Origin of the sequence: Stenotrophomonas sp. NPDC077420 (genome assembly GCF_044543385.1) — a bacterium.
Taxonomy (GTDB): Bacteria; Pseudomonadota; Gammaproteobacteria; order Xanthomonadales; family Xanthomonadaceae; genus Stenotrophomonas.
The window spans coordinates 59,843-76,812 of record NZ_JBITVZ010000005.1 but is presented as its reverse complement, the minus strand read 5'-3'; the positions used below and the strand labels follow the sequence as shown (position 1 = coordinate 76,812).

The 16,970-nt window shown below is 67.5% G+C and carries 15 protein-coding genes and 1 tRNA gene; 10 read left to right on the top strand and 6 right to left on the bottom strand.

The genetic code is table 11. The annotated features are described in order from the left end of the window. Genes rsmB through ACIGII_RS06820 form a run of 3 tightly spaced genes read left to right on the top strand, consistent with a single transcriptional unit; the run spans position 1 to position 4,443 of the window. Complete coding sequence (gene rsmB / locus ACIGII_RS06830) at positions 1-1,332, top strand: 16S rRNA (cytosine(967)-C(5))-methyltransferase RsmB (RefSeq protein ID WP_399635946.1); 1,332 nt, start codon at positions 1-3, stop codon at positions 1,330-1,332. A 23-nt stretch (positions 1,333-1,355) separates the two neighbouring features. Beyond that, the gene (locus ACIGII_RS06825) at positions 1,356-3,080 is read left to right on the top strand and encodes an ArnT family glycosyltransferase (protein WP_399635944.1); all 1,725 of its coding nucleotides are present in this window, start codon (positions 1,356-1,358) and stop codon (positions 3,078-3,080) included. 10 nt (positions 3,081-3,090) lie between these two features. Then, positions 3,091-4,443 (top strand): O-antigen ligase family protein, encoded by a 1,353-nt coding sequence (locus ACIGII_RS06820; protein ID WP_399635941.1) that lies wholly within the window; start codon positions 3,091-3,093, stop codon positions 4,441-4,443. A 35-nt stretch (positions 4,444-4,478) separates the two neighbouring features. On the opposite strand, the gene ACIGII_RS06815 is transcribed toward ACIGII_RS06820, so the two are convergent. Together ACIGII_RS06815 and ACIGII_RS06810 are read right to left on the bottom strand one after the other, a co-directional pair. After that, on the bottom strand, positions 4,479-5,606 hold the full coding sequence (locus ACIGII_RS06815) for a glycosyltransferase (RefSeq protein WP_399635939.1): 1,128 nt from the start codon (positions 5,604-5,606) through the stop codon (positions 4,479-4,481). 44 nt (positions 5,607-5,650) lie between these two features. After that, entirely contained in the window at positions 5,651-6,472 is an 822-nt protein-coding gene (locus ACIGII_RS06810; protein WP_399635936.1) for a glycosyltransferase family 2 protein, read from the bottom strand. Here ACIGII_RS06810 and ACIGII_RS06805 point away from each other — a divergent pair. Next, the gene (locus ACIGII_RS06805; protein ID WP_399636367.1) at positions 6,471-7,529 is read left to right on the top strand and encodes a CDP-glycerol glycerophosphotransferase family protein; all 1,059 of its coding nucleotides are present in this window, start codon (positions 6,471-6,473) and stop codon (positions 7,527-7,529) included. The genes ACIGII_RS06810 and ACIGII_RS06805 overlap by 2 nt on opposite strands. On the opposite strand, the gene ACIGII_RS06800 is transcribed toward ACIGII_RS06805, so the two are convergent. The 4 genes from ACIGII_RS06800 to ACIGII_RS06785 form a co-directional block, all read right to left on the bottom strand. Further along, the gene (locus ACIGII_RS06800) at positions 7,518-9,065 is read right to left on the bottom strand and encodes a PH domain-containing protein (protein WP_399635933.1); all 1,548 of its coding nucleotides are present in this window, start codon (positions 9,063-9,065) and stop codon (positions 7,518-7,520) included. The genes ACIGII_RS06805 and ACIGII_RS06800 overlap by 12 nt on opposite strands. Further along, a complete protein-coding gene (locus ACIGII_RS06795) occupies positions 9,062-9,583 on the bottom strand; it encodes a PH domain-containing protein (protein ID WP_399635932.1) in 522 nt (173 codons plus the stop codon). Before ACIGII_RS06795 ends, ACIGII_RS06800 begins: the two co-directional genes overlap by 4 nt. A gap of 87 nt (positions 9,584-9,670) precedes the next feature. Continuing rightward, the gene (gene ribA, locus ACIGII_RS06790; RefSeq protein WP_399635931.1) at positions 9,671-10,807 is read right to left on the bottom strand and encodes a GTP cyclohydrolase II RibA; all 1,137 of its coding nucleotides are present in this window, start codon (positions 10,805-10,807) and stop codon (positions 9,671-9,673) included. Positions 10,808-10,901: 94 nt separating this feature from the next. Continuing rightward, the gene (locus ACIGII_RS06785; protein WP_399635929.1) at positions 10,902-11,819 is read right to left on the bottom strand and encodes a lauroyl acyltransferase; all 918 of its coding nucleotides are present in this window, start codon (positions 11,817-11,819) and stop codon (positions 10,902-10,904) included. Between the two features lie 72 nt (positions 11,820-11,891). Between ACIGII_RS06785 and dtd the strand changes: the two genes are divergently transcribed. From dtd to ACIGII_RS06755, 6 genes are all read left to right on the top strand, one after another. After that, positions 11,892-12,332, top strand: a complete 441-nt coding sequence (gene dtd, locus ACIGII_RS06780; RefSeq protein WP_399635927.1) for a D-aminoacyl-tRNA deacylase — start codon at positions 11,892-11,894, stop codon at positions 12,330-12,332. A gap of 89 nt (positions 12,333-12,421) precedes the next feature. Next, entirely contained in the window at positions 12,422-14,272 is a 1,851-nt protein-coding gene (rpoD, locus tag ACIGII_RS06775; RefSeq protein ID WP_399635925.1) for an RNA polymerase sigma factor RpoD, read from the top strand. 400 nt (positions 14,273-14,672) lie between these two features. After that, a tRNA-Ile gene (locus tag ACIGII_RS06770) sits at positions 14,673-14,748 on the top strand. 194 nt (positions 14,749-14,942) lie between these two features. Beyond that, on the top strand, positions 14,943-15,434 hold the full coding sequence (locus tag ACIGII_RS06765) for a hypothetical protein (RefSeq protein ID WP_399635923.1): 492 nt from the start codon (positions 14,943-14,945) through the stop codon (positions 15,432-15,434). Next, positions 15,431-16,186 carry a DUF1828 domain-containing protein gene (locus ACIGII_RS06760; RefSeq protein ID WP_399635920.1) on the top strand — a complete coding sequence of 252 codons (756 nt, stop codon included), beginning with the start codon at positions 15,431-15,433 and terminating at the stop codon, positions 16,184-16,186. Before ACIGII_RS06765 ends, ACIGII_RS06760 begins: the two co-directional genes overlap by 4 nt. 270 nt (positions 16,187-16,456) lie before the next feature. Next, complete coding sequence (locus ACIGII_RS06755) at positions 16,457-16,903, top strand: hypothetical protein (RefSeq protein WP_399635918.1); 447 nt, start codon at positions 16,457-16,459, stop codon at positions 16,901-16,903. Positions 16,904-16,970 lie beyond the last annotated feature (67 nt).

The window sequence follows — 16,970 nt, the reverse complement described above, 5'->3', positions numbered from 1 at the left end:
ATGGCACAGCCCCGCGCACGCCAATCCTTGTCCGCGCTGGCCCCGGGCGTACCCACGCGCGTGCTGGCCGCGCGCGTGCTGGCCCAGGTGATCGGCCGTGGCCGTTCGCTCAAGGCCGAACTGAACACCGCACTGCCCAGCCTGGACGACAGCCGCGACCGCGCCCTGCTGGAAGCCCTGTGCTTTGCCGTGCTGCGCCGGCGCAACGCGTACGACGCGGCGCTGGCGCAGTGGATGGAGCGCCCGCTCGGCGCCCGCGACGAGGACCTGCGTGCCCTGCTGCTGGTGGGTTTCGCCCAGCTCGATGCGCTGGACCTGCCCGCGCATGCCGCGCTGTCGGCCACGGTCGAGGCCGCGCGCGCGCTGGGCCGGGAGCGCCAGGCCGGCATGGTCAACGCGCTGCTGCGCCGCGCCCAGCGCGAGGGCATTCCGGCAATGCCGGCACGCGACGCCTTCCCGAAGTGGCTGGCCGAGCAGATCGAGCAGGACTGGCCCGACCAGGCCGACGCCATCTTCAATGAAAGCCTGCAGCCGGCGCCGTTGTGGCTGCGGGTGAACCGCCAGCAGGGCAGCCGCGAGGCGATGCTGGAGCGCCTGCAGGCGGCCGCGATCGCAGCCGACACCACCGACCTGGGCGCCGACGCGATCCGGCTGCCGGTGCCGGTGGCCGTGGCCTCGCTGCCCGGCTTCGCCGACGGCGCGCTGTCGGTGCAGGACCTGTCGGCGCAGCAGGTCGCCGATGCGCTGGCGCCGCGCCCGGGTGCACGCGTGCTGGATGCGTGTGCCGCGCCAGGCGGCAAGTCGGCGCACCTGCTGGAGCGCGACCCCGGCCTGCGCCTGCTGGCGCTGGACATCGACCCGCGCCGGCTCAAGCGCATCAGCGATACCTTCGCCCGCACCGGAGTGGGCGAACACGCCCAGGTGCGCGCGGCCGACGCCACCGACCCGGCCAGCTGGTGGGACGGCGAACCCTTCGATGTGATCCTGCTCGACGCGCCCTGTTCGGCCACCGGCATCATCCGCCGCCAGCCCGACGTGCTGCTGCATCGCCGCGCCACCGACATTCCGGCGCTGGTCGGGTTGCAGGCCCGCCTGCTGGATGCGTGTTTCGGCATGCTCGCCCCCGGCGGCACCCTGCTGTACGCGACATGCTCGATCCTGCGCGAAGAGAACCAGTTCCAGGTCGAGGCCTTCCTGCAGCGCACCCCGCGGGCGGGGTTCCTGCCACTGGGTGACGCCTACGGCCACGATTCCTGGGCCGGTCGCCAGCGCCTGCCGGGCGAGCAAGGGGCTGACGGCTTCTTCTACGCGCGTCTGCTGAAGAAGGGGTGATCCTGCCCGGTTAGAATCGCGCCATGCTGAAAACACGCCAATCCCGGGAGTTCTGGTTGCTGGCCCTGATGGCGCTGCTGGTGCTGGGCGCCGGGCTGGGCATGCGCGACCCCTGGCCGTCCGACGAGCCGCGCTTCGCGCTGGTCGCCAAGCAGATGGTGCTGAGCGGGGACTGGCTGTTCCCGCACCGCGGTACCGAGCTCTACTCGGACAAGCCGCCCATGCTGATGTGGCTGCAGGCCACCCTGTACACGTTGCTGCGCGACTGGCGGGTGGCGTTCCTGCTGCCCACGCTGCTGGCCTCGCTTGGCACGCTGGCCTGCGTTTACGACCTTGGCCGCCGCTTGTGGACGCGCAAGGTGGGGCTGTATGCCGCTTGGGCGCTGCTGTTCGCGGTGCACTTCACCTTCCAGGCCAAGAAGGCGCAGATCGACCCGCTGGTGGTGTTCTTCATCACCCTGGCCAACTACGGGCTGCTGCGCCACCTGCTGTGCGGGCCGGCCTGGCGCTGGTGGTGGCTGGGCTGGTTCGCGGCCGGGCTGGGGGTGATCACCAAGGGCGTGGGCGTGCTGGCCTTGTTCATGCTGGTGCCGGCGCTGGTCGCGGTGGCGCTGGGCTGGCCGCGCGTGCGCCTGGACCTGCGCAACTGGCGGTTCTGGCTGGGCCCACTGGCGTTCGCGCTGGCCGTGGCGCTGTGGCTGGTGCCGATGGTGCTGGCCGCCACCAGCAGCGGCTCGGCCGAGTACCGCGCCTACATGAACGACATCCTGTTCCGGCAGACCGCCAAGCGTTACGCGCAGTCCTGGGACCACCACCAGCCCTGGTGGTACTTCCTGGCCACCATGCCGTCGATGTGGATTCCCGCTTTCCTGCTGGTGCCCTGGGCGATTCCGGCGTGGTGGCGGCGCCTGCGGCGACGTGACCCCCGCTACCTGCTGCTGCTGGGCTGGTGGCTGCTGATCGTGCTGTTCTTCTCGATCCCGCACGGCAAGCGTGACGTCTACATCCTGCCGGCGCTGCCGATGTTCTGCCTGGCGCTGGCGCCGCTGCTGCCCGGGCTGCTGCGCCGGCGTGACGTGCAGTGGGTGCTGGGCGGGTTTGCCGCGTTGCTCACCCTGGCCCTGCTGGGCGTGGGCGTGGCCATGCTGGGGGGCGAGCCGGGCTTCGAGCGCAGGTGGATCCTGGAGCGGGGCATCGACACGTCGGTGACCGCCGCGCTGGGATGGGTGGGCGTCGCCCTGGGCAGCTGGGGCGTGGTCAGCCTGCTGTTCGCCGGCCCACGCCGCTTCCACCTGGCGGTGATGTCGATCCTGGCCCTGGCCTGGGTGGCCTATGGCCTGGTGGGCTACCCGCTGTTCAATGATTCGAGTTCGGCACGGGGGCTGATGCACCAGGTAGGCGAGCGGATCGGCCCGGCAGGAGAACTGGCGCTGGTCGGCTGGAAGGAGCAGAACCTGCTGATGTCCGACCGCCCGGTGCGGACCTTTGGTTTCAAGCGGCGCTGGTATCTGCAGCTGCAGGACGGCGTGACCTGGCAGGCCGAGGCGCCTGAACGGCGCTGGCTGCTGGTGCAGCAGGCGGCGCTGCTGGCGTGCGTGGACCGCAGCCAGGCCGAGCGGGTGGGCGTGGCCAACCGGCGCGGCTGGTGGCTGGTGCCGGCGCGGGCCTTTGTTGGACCGTGCGAACCCAGTGCGGTGGACCTGGCCCGGATCCGCCGGGAGCAGGGCAAGGAAGACGGGGAGGAGTAGCCGCGCGCTCATGGATCATTCCCGACCGATCAGCCACAATGCCGACCGCTCTGCCCTACTCGCACCGAACGTGAACAACCCGCTTTCCCGTCCTGCCGGCGTCAACCCAATCCTGGCGTGGTTGTTCACCGGGGCGCTGGGGCTTTCGCCGGTGCTGCTGATGTCGACCATGGACGGGGGCAGCGCGGGCTATTACGGGCTGGTGCTGCTCAGCTTCATCGTGCTGGCCTGGGTACGCCGCCCGACGCAGGGCGCACGCTGGTGCGACAACCGCCGCGACTACCTATGGATGGTGGCGGGCATGGCCGTGATGCTGCTGGGGGTGCTCACCAGCCTGGTGGTGCACGGCATCTGGAAGGGGTCGGAAGTCGAAAAAGCGGTGCGCTTCCTCAGCGTGGGCTTGATCCTGGCCGCCGCGCTGCGGATTCCGCGCCACATCCTGGCGCACGCCTCGCTCGGCCTGCTGGGAGGGATCTGGTACGCGGTGATCAACGTGGCCTGGCTGGTGCTGAGCACCGGCGAACGTCCGGCGACCCGGCAGTTCAACGCGGTCACCTACGGCGACCTGACCCTGCTGTTCTCGATGATCGCCTTCCTGCTGCTGGGCCTGCGCATCACCCGCTTCCGCCGCACCGAATTCGCGCTGAAGCTGGTCAGCGGCATCGCCGGGATCGGCGCGTTCCTGGCGACCCAGACCCGCGGCGGCCTGTTGGCCATTCCCTGTTTCCTGTTCATCGCCATGCTGGTCCAGGGTCGGCGCATGACCCGCCTGAAGCTGCTGGCGGCGGCGGTGCTGCTGGGCATGGCCGGGCTCATCGTGGCCAGCGACGCTTCGATGCGCGAGCGCATCCACCTGGGGGTCAGCGAATACGACCAGTGCCAGGTGGCCCACCTTTCCGACACCTCGGTGTGCATCCGCCTGCAGCTGTGGAGCGCGGCCGGGCACATGATCCGCAGCGAACCGGTGTTCGGCATCGGCGGCGGCGACCGCTTCCGCGAAGAACTGGCCAAGCTGGCCGAGTCCAAGCAGGTCACTCCCACGGTGGCACGCGACTTCGGTGAAACCCACAACGACCTACTGTACTTCCTGGCCACCTACGGGGTGCTCGGTGGACTGGGGCTGGTGCTGCTGTACATCGCACCGGGCTGGCTGTTCGCGCGCCGCCTGCGGCTGGACATGACCGACCGGCCCACCCGCCTGTTCGCCGGTGCCGGGCTGATGATCTGCGTGGGCTTTGCGGTGTTCGGCATCACCGAGATGATGTTCCGCGACATGCGTACCGCCTCGTTCTACGCCACCTGGATCGCGTTCTTCCTGGCCCTGTCGGACCCCCTGCGCCTGCGCACCAGCACCGACCGGTAGAGCCGACGTGTAGAGCCGACGTGTAGAGCCGACTGTTAGTCGGCTGCCCCACCCAACACCGCCACATAACTGGCTTCAGTCAACGCACTGAACGTCTCCAACCCGAACGCGTCCACCGCATGCGCGCGCGCGGCCTGGCCAACGGCCGGCAATGTCTGCCGCTGCTCATACAGCGCCACCACCTGCGCGGCGATGGCTGCCACGTCGCGCACCGGCACGATCCAGCCGGTGCGTCCGTGTTCGATGTTCTCCGGCAACCCGGCGTAGTCGCTGACCATCACCGGCTTGCCCATCGCCATCATTTCCCGGCAGGCGAAGGAGATGGTTTCCACGTCGTAGGACAGCACGAAGCCGGCATCGCCACTGGCCACGAACGGGCGGATATCGTCCAGCAGGCCGGCGAAGTGGACCTGCGCGGCCACCCCCAGCTGCTCCACTTCGGCTACCAGGCGTGGGTCCGGGTCGCGTCCGGCCACGGCCATGTGCACCTTGCCGTGCAGCGGTGCGGGCAGGCGGGCGATCGCGCGGGCCAGGTCGATCCAGCCCTTGTGGCCGTCGGTACCGGCGTTGCTCACCAGCACCAGCGCCTCGGGGTCGTGCGTCCAGCGCGCGCGCAGCGCCGCCCCCGCGGCGGCGTCCACCGGGGCGAAACGCTGCAGGTCCACGCCATTGCGCACCACGTCGATCGGGCAGCGCCGGTACGGGCTGTCCAGCAGCATCTGCCGGGTGTGTCCGGACACGGCAATGACCCGGTCGGTACCCCAGCGTGCACGCACGGCGTTGCCGAACGTGCGGGCCGATTTGCTGTTGTGCTTGGTGAACACCAGCTTCGGCCGGTGGCTCAGCCCGGCCACCGCCTCCATGGCGACGCGGTGGTCGCGCGCGCCATTGGCGTGGACGATGTCGATGCCATGCTGCTGGATCAACCCGCGCAGGGTGCGCAGGTCGGCCCACTGCTGGCCCAGCGTGGCCAGGCCGCTGCTGAAGCCGATCTCCACCGGCGTGGCGATGCCTTCGGCGCGGACCACGCGGATCACCCGGCTGTTGCCCGGCGCCGCCATGAACAGCTGGTGCCGGGGCGACAGCGCACGCGCCAGCGAGGCCAGGTAGGTGGTGTGCCCACCGCCGTCACCGGCGTGGAAATTGGTGTAGAGGATCTTCATGGGGGCCTTCGGCAATACGCCCCCAAAGTCTGACATACCCGTGTTCAGGGAGTGTCGCCACCGTCCCGTGGCGGGTCGCTGACCGGCTGTCCCTGCTGCAGCATCCACAACATGATGGTCTTCTGGCGCACGTAGTTGGCGCGCACGTAGGCATACACCAAGCCATGCCAGCCATCGCGGAAGCCGCCGCGCAGCAGCAGCCCCCGCCAGAAACGCCACGCCGGGGCCAGCACCAGCTTGGCCAGCGTGGCGCGCTTGCCGCGCGCGAACTCGTGCTCGGCCATCATCCGCGCATAGCGCTGGGTCTTGGCCAGCTGCTGCTCCAGCGAGCGGTAGGGGTAGTGGATCAGGTCGCCGCGCAGGCTGCCCACGCTGCCATCGACACTGGCTGCTTCGTGGATCTCGCGCTTGCCGCGCCAGCCGCCGTGGCGGCGGTCGAACAGCCGCAGCACCCGGTCCGGGTAAGCGTTGCCATGGCGCAGGAACTTGCCGAAGTACTCGGAAAGGCGGGCGAAGCGGTAACCGTGGTGGCCGGTGAAGCCCGCCGCCTGGGCGGCGAGGATCGCCGTACGCAGGTCATCGCTGACCCGCTCGTCGGCATCCAGGCACAGCACCCAGTCGTGCGCGGCCTGTGCCACGCAGAATGCCTTCTGGCTGCGGAAGCCGTCGAACGGACGTTGCAGCACCCGTGCCCCGGCGGCCGTGGCGATGGCGACGGTGGCATCGGTGGAATAGGAGTCCACGACGATGACCTCGTCGCAGAAGGCCAGCGACGCCAGGCAGTCGCCGATGCGGTCGGCTTCATTGAACGCGATAATGCAGCCCGTAATGCGAGGCCGTTCAACGGGAGCGGTCGTGGAGGACATGATGGCCGAGTACCTGCTGTTTGCGACGGAGCGCTATGCGCTGCCTATTCTCGCCCCGTTGGCCCAGGCGTTGCACGCCTCCGGTCAATCGGTGTCGGCGTGGTTCGCCGACGGGGCGGCCGGGGCCAGCCTGCCGGGCGTGCCGAACGTGGGCCTGCAACAGGCGCTGGCGCTGCGCCCGCGCGCGGTGTTCAGCGCGGCCAACTGGGTGCCGCCGTTCATTGCCGGGGCCAAGGTGCAGGTCTTCCATGGCTTCAACGTGCAGAAGCGCGACAGCGCCCGTGGCCACTTCCGCGTGCGGGGGCTGTTCGACCTGTACTGCACCCAGGGCCCGGCTACCACCACCCCGTTCCGCGAACTGGCCGCACGTGAGGGCCACTTCGCGGTAGCCGAAACCGGCTGGCCCAAGCTCGACCCGCTGTTCCTGGACGACGGCGGCGCCAGCGCGGCGCTGCGCGCGCCCGCACAGGGGCGGCCGGTGATCCTGTTTGGCTCCACCTTCACCGAGCGCCTCAGCGCGGCCCCGCACCTCTACGAGCAGATCGCCGGGGACATCGCGCGGGGCGGCCACTACTGGCTGCTGACCCTGCACCCCAAGTGCCCGCCGGCGTTGTTCGCGCGCTACCGCGCACTGGCCGGCGCCAACGCCGCCTTCATCGAACCGGAACAGGTGATGGCTGCGCAGCGCGCCGCCGATGTGCTGGTGTCGGACACCTCCTCGATCGTCTCCGAGTTCGTGGTGCAGCACAAACCCGTGGTGACCTTCCGCAACCGCGTGCCGCAGCCGCACATGATCGACTTCGACGATCCGGCCCAGCTGCCGGCGATGCTGGCACGCGCGCTGCACCCGGAGCCGACGTTGATGGCAGAGATCCGCCGCTACGCCGACGACATCCACCCGTGGCGCGACGGCCGCTCCAGCGAGCGCGTGATCGCCGCCACCGAAGATTTCCTGGCAGGCGAGATGGGCACCCTGAAGCGCAAGCCCTTCGGCGCGTGGACACGCGGCCTGCAGATCCGCAGGGACCTGGGCTATTGGGGCCCATCAAAGCGATAACTGAAGCCGACGCTCTCCAAGCGCAGCATTGAGCTGTTCAAACACCCCCCGCGCCTCAGCCTCCGGCAGATACCGCAGGCACAGCGCGATGCTGCCGCTGGCCCCGGCCGTATCCAGCCACACGCTGGACGTGCCCAGCCAGCGGTCCAGCGGCGAGCGGCCCAGCCGCAGCGACTGCAGCTTGTCCAGTTCGGCAAACCGCCACCAGCGCTGCCACCAGCCACCGCGCACCGCTACATAACGCGCGTCCAGGTGGTAGCCCATGCGCGCCATGGTGCGGTGCGCGCGCAGCGCCGACCACGGCAGCCACGCCAGCACCAGCGCGCCCCACGGCCCCACTTCCCACACCGCACCGGCGGCCAGCAGCGGCACGATCACCAGCGCCGGCAGGCACAGTCGCCACCAGCCGCGCTGCGGCACCGGCCGCCACTGCGCCGGCGGCCACTGCAGCTGCGGCAACAGGTGCCGGACCAGCGCATCGCACGCCTCCGGCGTGGCCAGCGGCGCCAGCTCGCGCAGGTCGCGGCGCTCGCCGTCGTTGGCAACGCCCGCGGCGATGTCGATGCGCAGGTGGCGGCGCCGGAACCAGCGCTGCAATGCCGTTTCCCGCAGCGTCCAGGCCTGGATGCGGCGGCGTGCCACGCTGGTGCGCATGCGCGTGAGCAGCCCACTGGCCACGGTCAGCCGGCGCTCGTGTTCGGTCAGGCGGAAGCCGTGGTAACGCAGCAGCGCCATCACCACCGAGAACACCCGCAGCATCACCCAGAACCCCGCCACCAGCACCACCGCGGCCACCACCCAGACCCAGGTGGCCGGGTGCAGCGTATTTGCGTAGCCGAAGGCCTGGCGCCCGCCGTACTCGATGGCCTCGTCCACCGCGCCGCGCGGGAACAGCTGGTAGGACGCACCGAGAGCGGCCAGCACCACCACCCAGCCCCGGTTGGACAGCAGCCCGATCCGGACCACGTCGGCGGTGCCCAACTGCAGCAGTACCTCATCGGCCGGCGTGGCGACCGGCACTTCGCTGACCTGGCCGGTGTCGCCCACGCCAGCGGCGACCGCCTGCTGCCCACGCTGGCGCACCAGCTGTTCCAGTGCCAATGCCTGGTCGAGCCGCAGCACGCGCATTTCCGCCTCCGGGCGATTGCCACCGGCCGATTCCAGGCGCAGTTCGGCCACCCCGAACAGCCGGTGCAGCGGGTTCTGGTGTACCACCACGTTGTGGATGCGTGCGAAGGGAATCTCGCGCCGATTGCGTGAAACCACCCCGCTGCGCACGCTGATCGCGTCGCGGCCGATGCGGTAGTGGAAGGTGAGGTACTGCAATATCGAGACCGCCACCAGCACCACGATCACCACCAGCGCGGCCAGGTTCGACCACATCTCCTCCTGGTCACTGTCGCCGCGGCCACCGAACACCACCAGCGCCACCAGCGGCAGCAGGAACTGGCGCAGCTGCATCAGCAGCACGAACAGCCACGACCAGGGATGCAGGCGCTGGTCGGGGGCGCCGTCGTCAGCCAAGGGCGTGCTCACAGGGCGTCGTCGTCCTGATCCAGCTGGCGGCCCAGGGTATCGCGCAGGCGCTCGGCATCGGCCTGGTCCAGCCCGGCCAGCGACACCGCGCTGAAGCGGCTGCCGGCGGTGTGCACCACCAGCGTGGCCAGCCCGGCAGTGCGCTCGATCGGGCCGCGGCGCAGATCGAGGTGCTGCACGCGCGACAGCGGCACCCGCGTTTCCAGCTGCCACATCAGGTCACGGCGCACGCCCAGCCCCTGCGCATCCAGCCGCCACCAGGTGCGGCGCTGCCGGCGGAAACCAAAGACGCCGCCGATCAGCGCGCCGGGAAGCAGCATGGCCGGTCCCGCGATCCAGCGCATCGGCAGGTCGAAGACCACCCACAGCGTGCCGAGCACGCCCCCGATGAAGATTGCACCGGTGATGGCACCGGCCACGCCGGCAATGGTGGCCGCGCGCAGCGGCAGCGGCTGCCACGTGCCTTGGTCGGGCAGGGGTGGCGGGGACGGCAGCGGGGCAGGGGACGGGTCGGACAAGGCAAGCGCTCGGCAGGAGGAAACATGCCGGGCGTCCACGTCAGGTCGGCTGCGCCCGTCGCGCAGACGGTAGCAGGTTGGCGCAGGCTATTGCGCGGCCTGGATCAGCGCATCCACGTCCAGCAGGTGGCCGGCGCGTTCGGCCTTGGTGCGCAGGTAGTGCTCGTTTTCGGCGGTGATGTCGCCGGTCACCGGCACACAGTCCACCACGTCGATCCCGGCATGGCGCAGGCGCTGGGCCTTGGTCGGGTTGTTGCTGAGCAGTTGTACGCGCTGTACGCCCAGGCCCTGCAGCATCGCCACCGCGCTGCCATAGCGGCGCTCGTCGGCGCCGAAGCCCAGCTGCGCATCCGCATCGATGGTGTCCAGCCCATCGTGCTGGTAGCCGTAGGCCCGCATCTTCGCCGCGATACCGGTGCCGCGGCCTTCCTGGTCCAGGTACAGCAGCACGCCGCCGCCCAGTTCCTTGAGCTTGCGCAGGCCGCGCCGCAGCTGGTCGCCGCAGTCGCATTTGAGCGAGCCGAACAGGTCGCCGGTGAGGCAGGAGGAGTGCACGCGTACCGGCACCACGCCGCCCAGGTCCGGGGTGCCCACGATGATCGCCACCTGGTCGCGCTGGGCCACGCCGCCGCGGAACACGGCAAATTCGGTCATGCCCACCTCGCGCAGCGGCACCGGCGAACGCGCCACCAGCTCGTACGCATGCGCGGCCTGTTCGGCGCCCTGCGCCAGGTCGCACAGCGCGACCTGCGCGCAGCTGTCGAACCGGGTATCGCCCGGTGCCAGCAGCACCCCGACCATGGCCGGCAGCAGCAGGCCCAGCCGTGCGATTTCCACCGCACCCTCATCCAGCGCCTGGCCGGCCGTCCAGCCGGCGGGCATCGGCTTGGCATCGCGCAGGTAGCTGAGCGAGGGCAGGGCGTCGAAATCGACCCCGGCCAGCGGCACGCGCGCACCATCTTCGGCGGCCACGCCCAGCACCCGCGCGCGGGTGGCGGTCAGGAACAGGTAGTGCTGCCCGGCGGCCACCTCGGCAAAGGCGCTGTAGCTGCTGCGGGTACTGCTGTCCAGGGCGATGAACGCCAGGCGCTGGCCATGGCTGTCGTCGATCACCACCGGGCGGCCGGCACGCAGTTCGGCCACCGCGCGCTCGCAGCGGATCGCGGCCGGATCGCCGAACGGGGAAGGAGCAGCTGGGGTCATGGCAGGGGCCGTGGGGGACATCGTGGTTTCACAGTGGGGTCGGAAGGCACCGATTCAATCGTGGCCGGCGCGACGCAGCGTCGCATCGATGCGGCCGCGGCCGGTACGGCAACGCTTAGTGAGGATGTTCCTCGGTGGCGTAAGGGTCCACTTCATCGCTTTCGGGCGGGCGCAGCGTGTAGCGTTTGTAGGTCCACTGGTACTGCGCCGGGTCGCGGCGGGCGATCGCCTCGATCCCTGCGTTGAGCGCACTGGCCGCGGTGCGCGGGTCAGGATCGGCCACGGCGGCGTCGGCCGGCGTGATGTGCAGGGCGAACTGCATGCCCGGCCCGGTGCGTTCGCACCACCCGTACAGCACCGTGGCCCCGGTACGCTCGGCCAGCCGGTTGACCAGGGTCATGGTCAGCGCCTCCACCCCGAAGAACGGGGCGAACACACCATCGCCGGCCTTGGGCTGCTGGTCCGGCAGGATGCCGGTGGCGCCGCCGTCCTTGAGTACCTTGAACAGCTGGCGCACCGCCGGCCCTTCGGCGCGGACCTGCTGCACGTTGCTGCCGCCGCGGACCAGCTGCAGGAATTCGTCGCCCACCGCTTCATCGGGCGCCTTGTAGACGATGGCGATGGGGCCGCGCGAGGCCAGCCACTGGTTGAGCAGCTCCCAGTTGCCGTAGTGCGGGGCGGCCACGATCACGCCCTTGCCGCTGGCCAGCGCCGCGTCGTACAGCGCCTCGCCATGGCGTTCGGTCAGCAGGGCCAGGTTCTGCTCGCGCGGACGGGTCCACAGGCGCAGGGTTTCCACCGCCTGCAGCGCGGTCGAGCGCAATACCGCCTTGTACAGGGCCGATCGCGCCTCGGCCGACAGCTCAGGGTAGGCCAGCTCCAGGTTGCGGCGGGTCACCCGGCTCTCGCGGGCGTTCAGGGTGATCCACAGCCAGGCCAGCGCGTGGGCGAAGCCGCGCAGCCAGGACCAGGGCAGGCGGGTGAACAGGGCAGCGGCGCGATAGGCCAGGCGGGCAGTGGTTTGCGGTTTCATCGGGGCAAAGTCTAGCCGGTGCGTGCGCCCAACCCCTAAGGTAGGGCGCCATGTTTACCGGAAATGCCCGCCATGCTTGTCCTCATCCAGCGCGTTACCCAGGCCAGCGTCACCGTCGACGGGGCCGTAGTTGGCCAGATCGGCCCGGGCCTGCTGGCCCTGGTGGGCATGGAGCCGGGCGATACCGAGGCCCAGATCACCCGGATGGCCGATCGTCTGCTGGGTTACCGTGTGTTTGCAGATGAGACCGGAAAAATGAACCGATCCCTGGGGGAGACAGGGGGCGGGCTTCTGCTGGTGAGCCAGTTCACGTTGGCGGCCGATACGGCCAGTGGCATGCGACCGGGCTTCAGCACCGCCGCACCGCCGGCCGAGGCTGAACGTGGATTCAACAGATTGGTGGAGATCTGTCGTCAAAAGCACGTTTCGGGGGTGGAAACCGGGCAGTTCGGCGCCCATATGGTTGTCAGCCTGATCAACGATGGTCCGGTGACCTTCCTGCTCAGACCCTGACCCCGGGACCACCGCCCGGGCCCGAGGGGCGCTGGGCTGGTATAATGCTAGGTTCTATTCCCTATCCCTGCCGGTGGCGCGAGCACTACATGGCCAACGAACGTCCTGCCCAGCAAAACGACATCAAGCTTCTGATCAGCAAGGGCCTGGAACAGGGCTACCTGACCTACGCCGAAGTCAATGACCACCTGCCCGACGACATTGTCGACCCGGAGCAGATCGAAGACATCATCGGCATGATCAACGGCATGGGCATCGATGTCCATGAAGTGGCGCCCGATGCCGAAACCCTGCTGCTCAACGACGGCAACACCGGTAACCGCGAAGTCGATGACACCGCGGCCGAAGAAGCTGCCGCCGCGCTGAGCGCACTCGACACCGAAGGTGGTCGCACCACCGACCCGGTGCGCATGTACATGCGCGAAATGGGTACCGTCGAGCTGCTGACCCGCGAAGGCGAAATCGCCATCGCCAAGCGTATCGAAGAAGGCCTGGGCCAGGTCCAGGCCGCGCTCGGCACCTTCCCGGTGTCGGTCGAATCGCTGCTGTCCGATTACGAAGCGCACAAGGAAGGCAAGAAGCGCCTGGCCGAAGTGATCGTCGGATTCAACGATTTGGTGGAAGAAGTCCCGGCCCCGGTCGTGGCCGAAGACACCAGCGACGACGCCGACGCGGAAGCCGATGAAGACGAAGACGACGGCGACGACGTCGAGGAAGAAGCCGGCCCGACCGGTCCGGATCCGGAAGAAGTCGCCCGTCGCATGGCCGACCTGGCTGCGGCCTACGCCGCCTTCAAGAAGGCAGCGGCCAAGCCCGACCGCAAGCCGCTGGCCAAGCTGCGCGACGACATGGCCGCGATCTTCGTCACCCTGAAGCTGCCGTTGCCGCTGACCGACGTGCTGGTCAAGCAGCTGCGCGACGTGATGGCCGACATCAAGGGCCACGAGCGCCGCGTGCTGAACCTGGCCACCGTGACCGCCCGCATGCCGCGCAAGGACTTCATCCGTTCCTGGGAAGGCAACCAGACCAACCTGGAATGGGTGGAAGACGCACTCAAGCGCAAGCAGAAGTGGTCCTCGGCACTGCGTGACGTGAAGGACCAGATCATTGCCGAACAGCAGTCCACCATCGACATCGAGAAGAGCACCTCGCTGGAGCTGGAAGAGCTGAAGGAAATCAGCCGGGCCATGGCCTACGGCGAAGCCAAGGCGCGCAAGGCCAAGAAGGAAATGGTCGAGGCCAACCTGCGCCTGGTGATCTCCATCGCCAAGAAGTACACCAACCGTGGCCTGCAGTTCCTCGACCTGATCCAGGAAGGCAACATCGGCCTGATGAAGGCCGTGGACAAGTTCGAATACCGCCGCGGTTACAAGTTCTCCACGTATGCGACCTGGTGGATCCGCCAGGCCATCACCCGTTCGATCGCCGACCAGGCGCGCACCATCCGTATTCCGGTGCACATGATCGAAACGATCAACAAGTTGAACCGCATTTCCCGCCAGATGCTCCAGCAGTACGGCCGCGAGGCCACGCCGGAGGAGCTGGCCAAGGAAATGGACATGCCGGAAGACAAGATCCGCAAGGTGATGAAGATCGCCAAGGAGCCGATCTCGATGGAAACCCCGATCGGCGACGACGAGGATTCCCATCTGGGCGACTTCATCGAGGACACCAACGTGGAGTCCCCGATCGAGAACACCACCAACATCAACCTGTCGGAAACCGTGCGTGACGTGCTGGCTGGCCTCACCCCGAGGGAAGCCAAGGTGCTGCGCATGCGCTTCGGCATCGACATGAACACCGACCACACCCTCGAGGAAGTGGGCAAGCAGTTCGACGTCACCCGCGAGCGCATCCGCCAGATCGAAGCCAAGGCGCTGCGCAAGCTGCGTCACCCGAGCCGGTCGGAGCAGCTGCGCAGCTTCCTGGACATCGATTGATCTCCAGGCAGTCGCGTAAATGAAAAACCCCGCTTCGGCGGGGTTTTTTTATGGGATGCCGCCAGCGATGGACGGATCGGGCTCCGCCGCATCGCGCCGGCGCGGCGCGCCGGTCGGGGCACGCAATACGCTCAATGCGTAGGGTCGGTTCCCAAACGACCGCCGACCTCGCCCATCAGTACGGTAACGCATGACCCCAACCGAAGATCGCTCTTTGTCCGCCCCGGCGCCTTGCCGCGCTGATCAGGCCATTGGCGCCATGTCGCACTGGCTACCTCAAGCGTGCCACTGGCCCGAACGCTCGCCAAAAGGCCCTGGAGTGGGGGCGTAGCACGCCCTGCCTCCGCCCGTCCCCAGTAGCAAGCCCTGCTTCGCCTCTACTACACTGTGCATCCGCGAAGGGCCTATAGCTCAACGGTTAGAGCAGAGGACTCATAATCCTTTGGTTCCAGGTTCGAATCCTGGTGGGCCCACCAGTCAGATCAGGCGCATCGAATGTGCCGGGAGCGTCTGCGCGCACTTCTCTCGCCTATGGAACTGACGGAATCCATAGGCAAGGTCCAATTGGCGAGTGCGGTCTCGACGCGTAGGATCAGCACAGGACATGTCCCCATTTCGCCAGTACGGCTTCGTTGGGATGGGGTGCGCGCTTTGACCGGACGGGGGTTGAATGGACGCAGTGCGACAAGACATAGCCCGGGCGCGTCAGATCGTCGCTCAGCCAAAGCAATGGGCTGGCCCTGATGCGGTGCCGTGGAGAGCCGCTCTCGCCAAACGCAAGGGCTTCGAATTCACAGCGGCTTTGACCATCGACGCGACTCAGCCCGAGGGTCTTTTCGTCAAGGGATACTTCAAGGCAGACGGGATCGGGGGAGTGCGTGACAAGCTATCCCTTAGCCTGGTCCACGGAGCCCGGCTCGTGGGGCTCGATGAGGGTGGAATGAACATGCACCGCAGCCATGTGGGAGTGGGGAGGCCCTACCATGGACTGCGGGTAGGAGTTCCCCACCTCCACACCATATCGGATGACGCAATCGAGGGGTATGCTGAACCCATCGAAGTGGCGCCGCTGGAAGAGCTATGGGAGCTGTTCCTGCGACACGCCAACATCGTTCTCGCACCGAAACTTTCACTGCCAGTCATTCAGCGGCCACTGCTATGAATCTGTCTGCCATTGCCAACGTTCTCAACGGACGATACGTCCCCATCAGCGAGGACCATGGCTTCATCGAGTCGAGCCTCACAATCCCCAGGGACGGCACCCTGCTGGGGGCCTACTTGTTTGATTGCGGAAACGGCGAAGTGCGTCTGACTGATGATGGGGACACGCTCTTCAATGTTGCAGCCGCAGGTGCGGTAGTAAGCAAATCGAAAATATCAAAGTACCGCGACATCGCAACAGAATGCGGGGTGACTTTGACAGAAGATGGTGAGCTAACTGCGAACTGCAGAGAGACATCCGCGAGCATTGCATTGCCGCGCTTCTTCGAGGCGGCACACCGGATAGCAATCAGCAGTCTGGCCCATCGTCCGAAAACGTCTTCAAACTTCATTGGAGTGATCGATGAGGTGCTGACCCGTGCCATGCCAAAGCGCGTCACTCGTCGATTCACTGTGGTCGGAGCAAGCGGACATCAATTGATGTTCCCGTTTGCGCTTGATGCTGGCTCCGATAATCCGATCCTCCTCCAGACGGTGTCTGCAGACCACGGAGACGTGGATTGGGCTGGGGTGTACCAGGCGGATGGAAAGTTCCGAGACGTGATGAATACGGGTGCGAAGATCCGCCGCATCGCCGTCGTTGAGCAGGCCGACGCTACTCAGATTGCCCAAGCGCGAGTCGCACTTGGCGATTCTGCGGATGTGATTTTGTTCAAGTCACCGGAATCCCTTATCAGCGCACTTGCCGCCTGACTTCAAAGTGCGGCCATGTTCTTTCAACGGCTTTGCTGATGTGCCTCGACGGTCGAGGGTGGCAGTCTCGCCCAGGCCGTTTGCGCAGAAGCTGGCGCATGAGCGTGGGGTGACGGTGTACGCACCCAATACACAGGTCTGGTTCACTCGGAAGGGCGTCATAGGGGCCATGCCTAGGGTTGGGGGTAACGGGTCAGATCCTGACTGGTCCAATCCTGGTCACTGTTCTCCCTTCTACCCGCAATTGCCGGTGCCAAGATGAAACCAGGAATGCCCGTGGTGTTGCTTATAGCTGTTGCATTCGCACTGGCTGGCTGTGAAGACGAGCGAGGCGTCCCTGACGATAATGAGATCATAAGTCCAAGCGATGCGCACATGATTCCGGAAAAGGAGCGTGCATTGGTGGAGGCGGACGCGAAGAAGGGCGATCTCGAATCCGTGAGGCGATTGATCGCGCACTATGAGGCGCTCTCGGGGAGCGACCAACTTGCCGAGAAGTGGAAGGCAACCGCTCGCGAGCTTGGTGATTCGAACGAGCTGTACTTCTACGCCTCAAGTACTGTCTTGGCGGCAAGGCGGGAAAGCGATGCAGCGAAGCGACATGCAATGCTGCTTGATGCCTTGGAGGCGGCCAGGCGATCCGATGCAAGTAAAGCCAATGCAGCTCCACAGCAGCTCATTCGTGAGGTAAGTCGGCAAATGAAGGTCGAGCCGTAGGTCCGCAATTCTCCGGCCGCGGCATGCAGAGTCTGCTGGTCAAAGGAGCGGTCGCGAGGGCTGACAC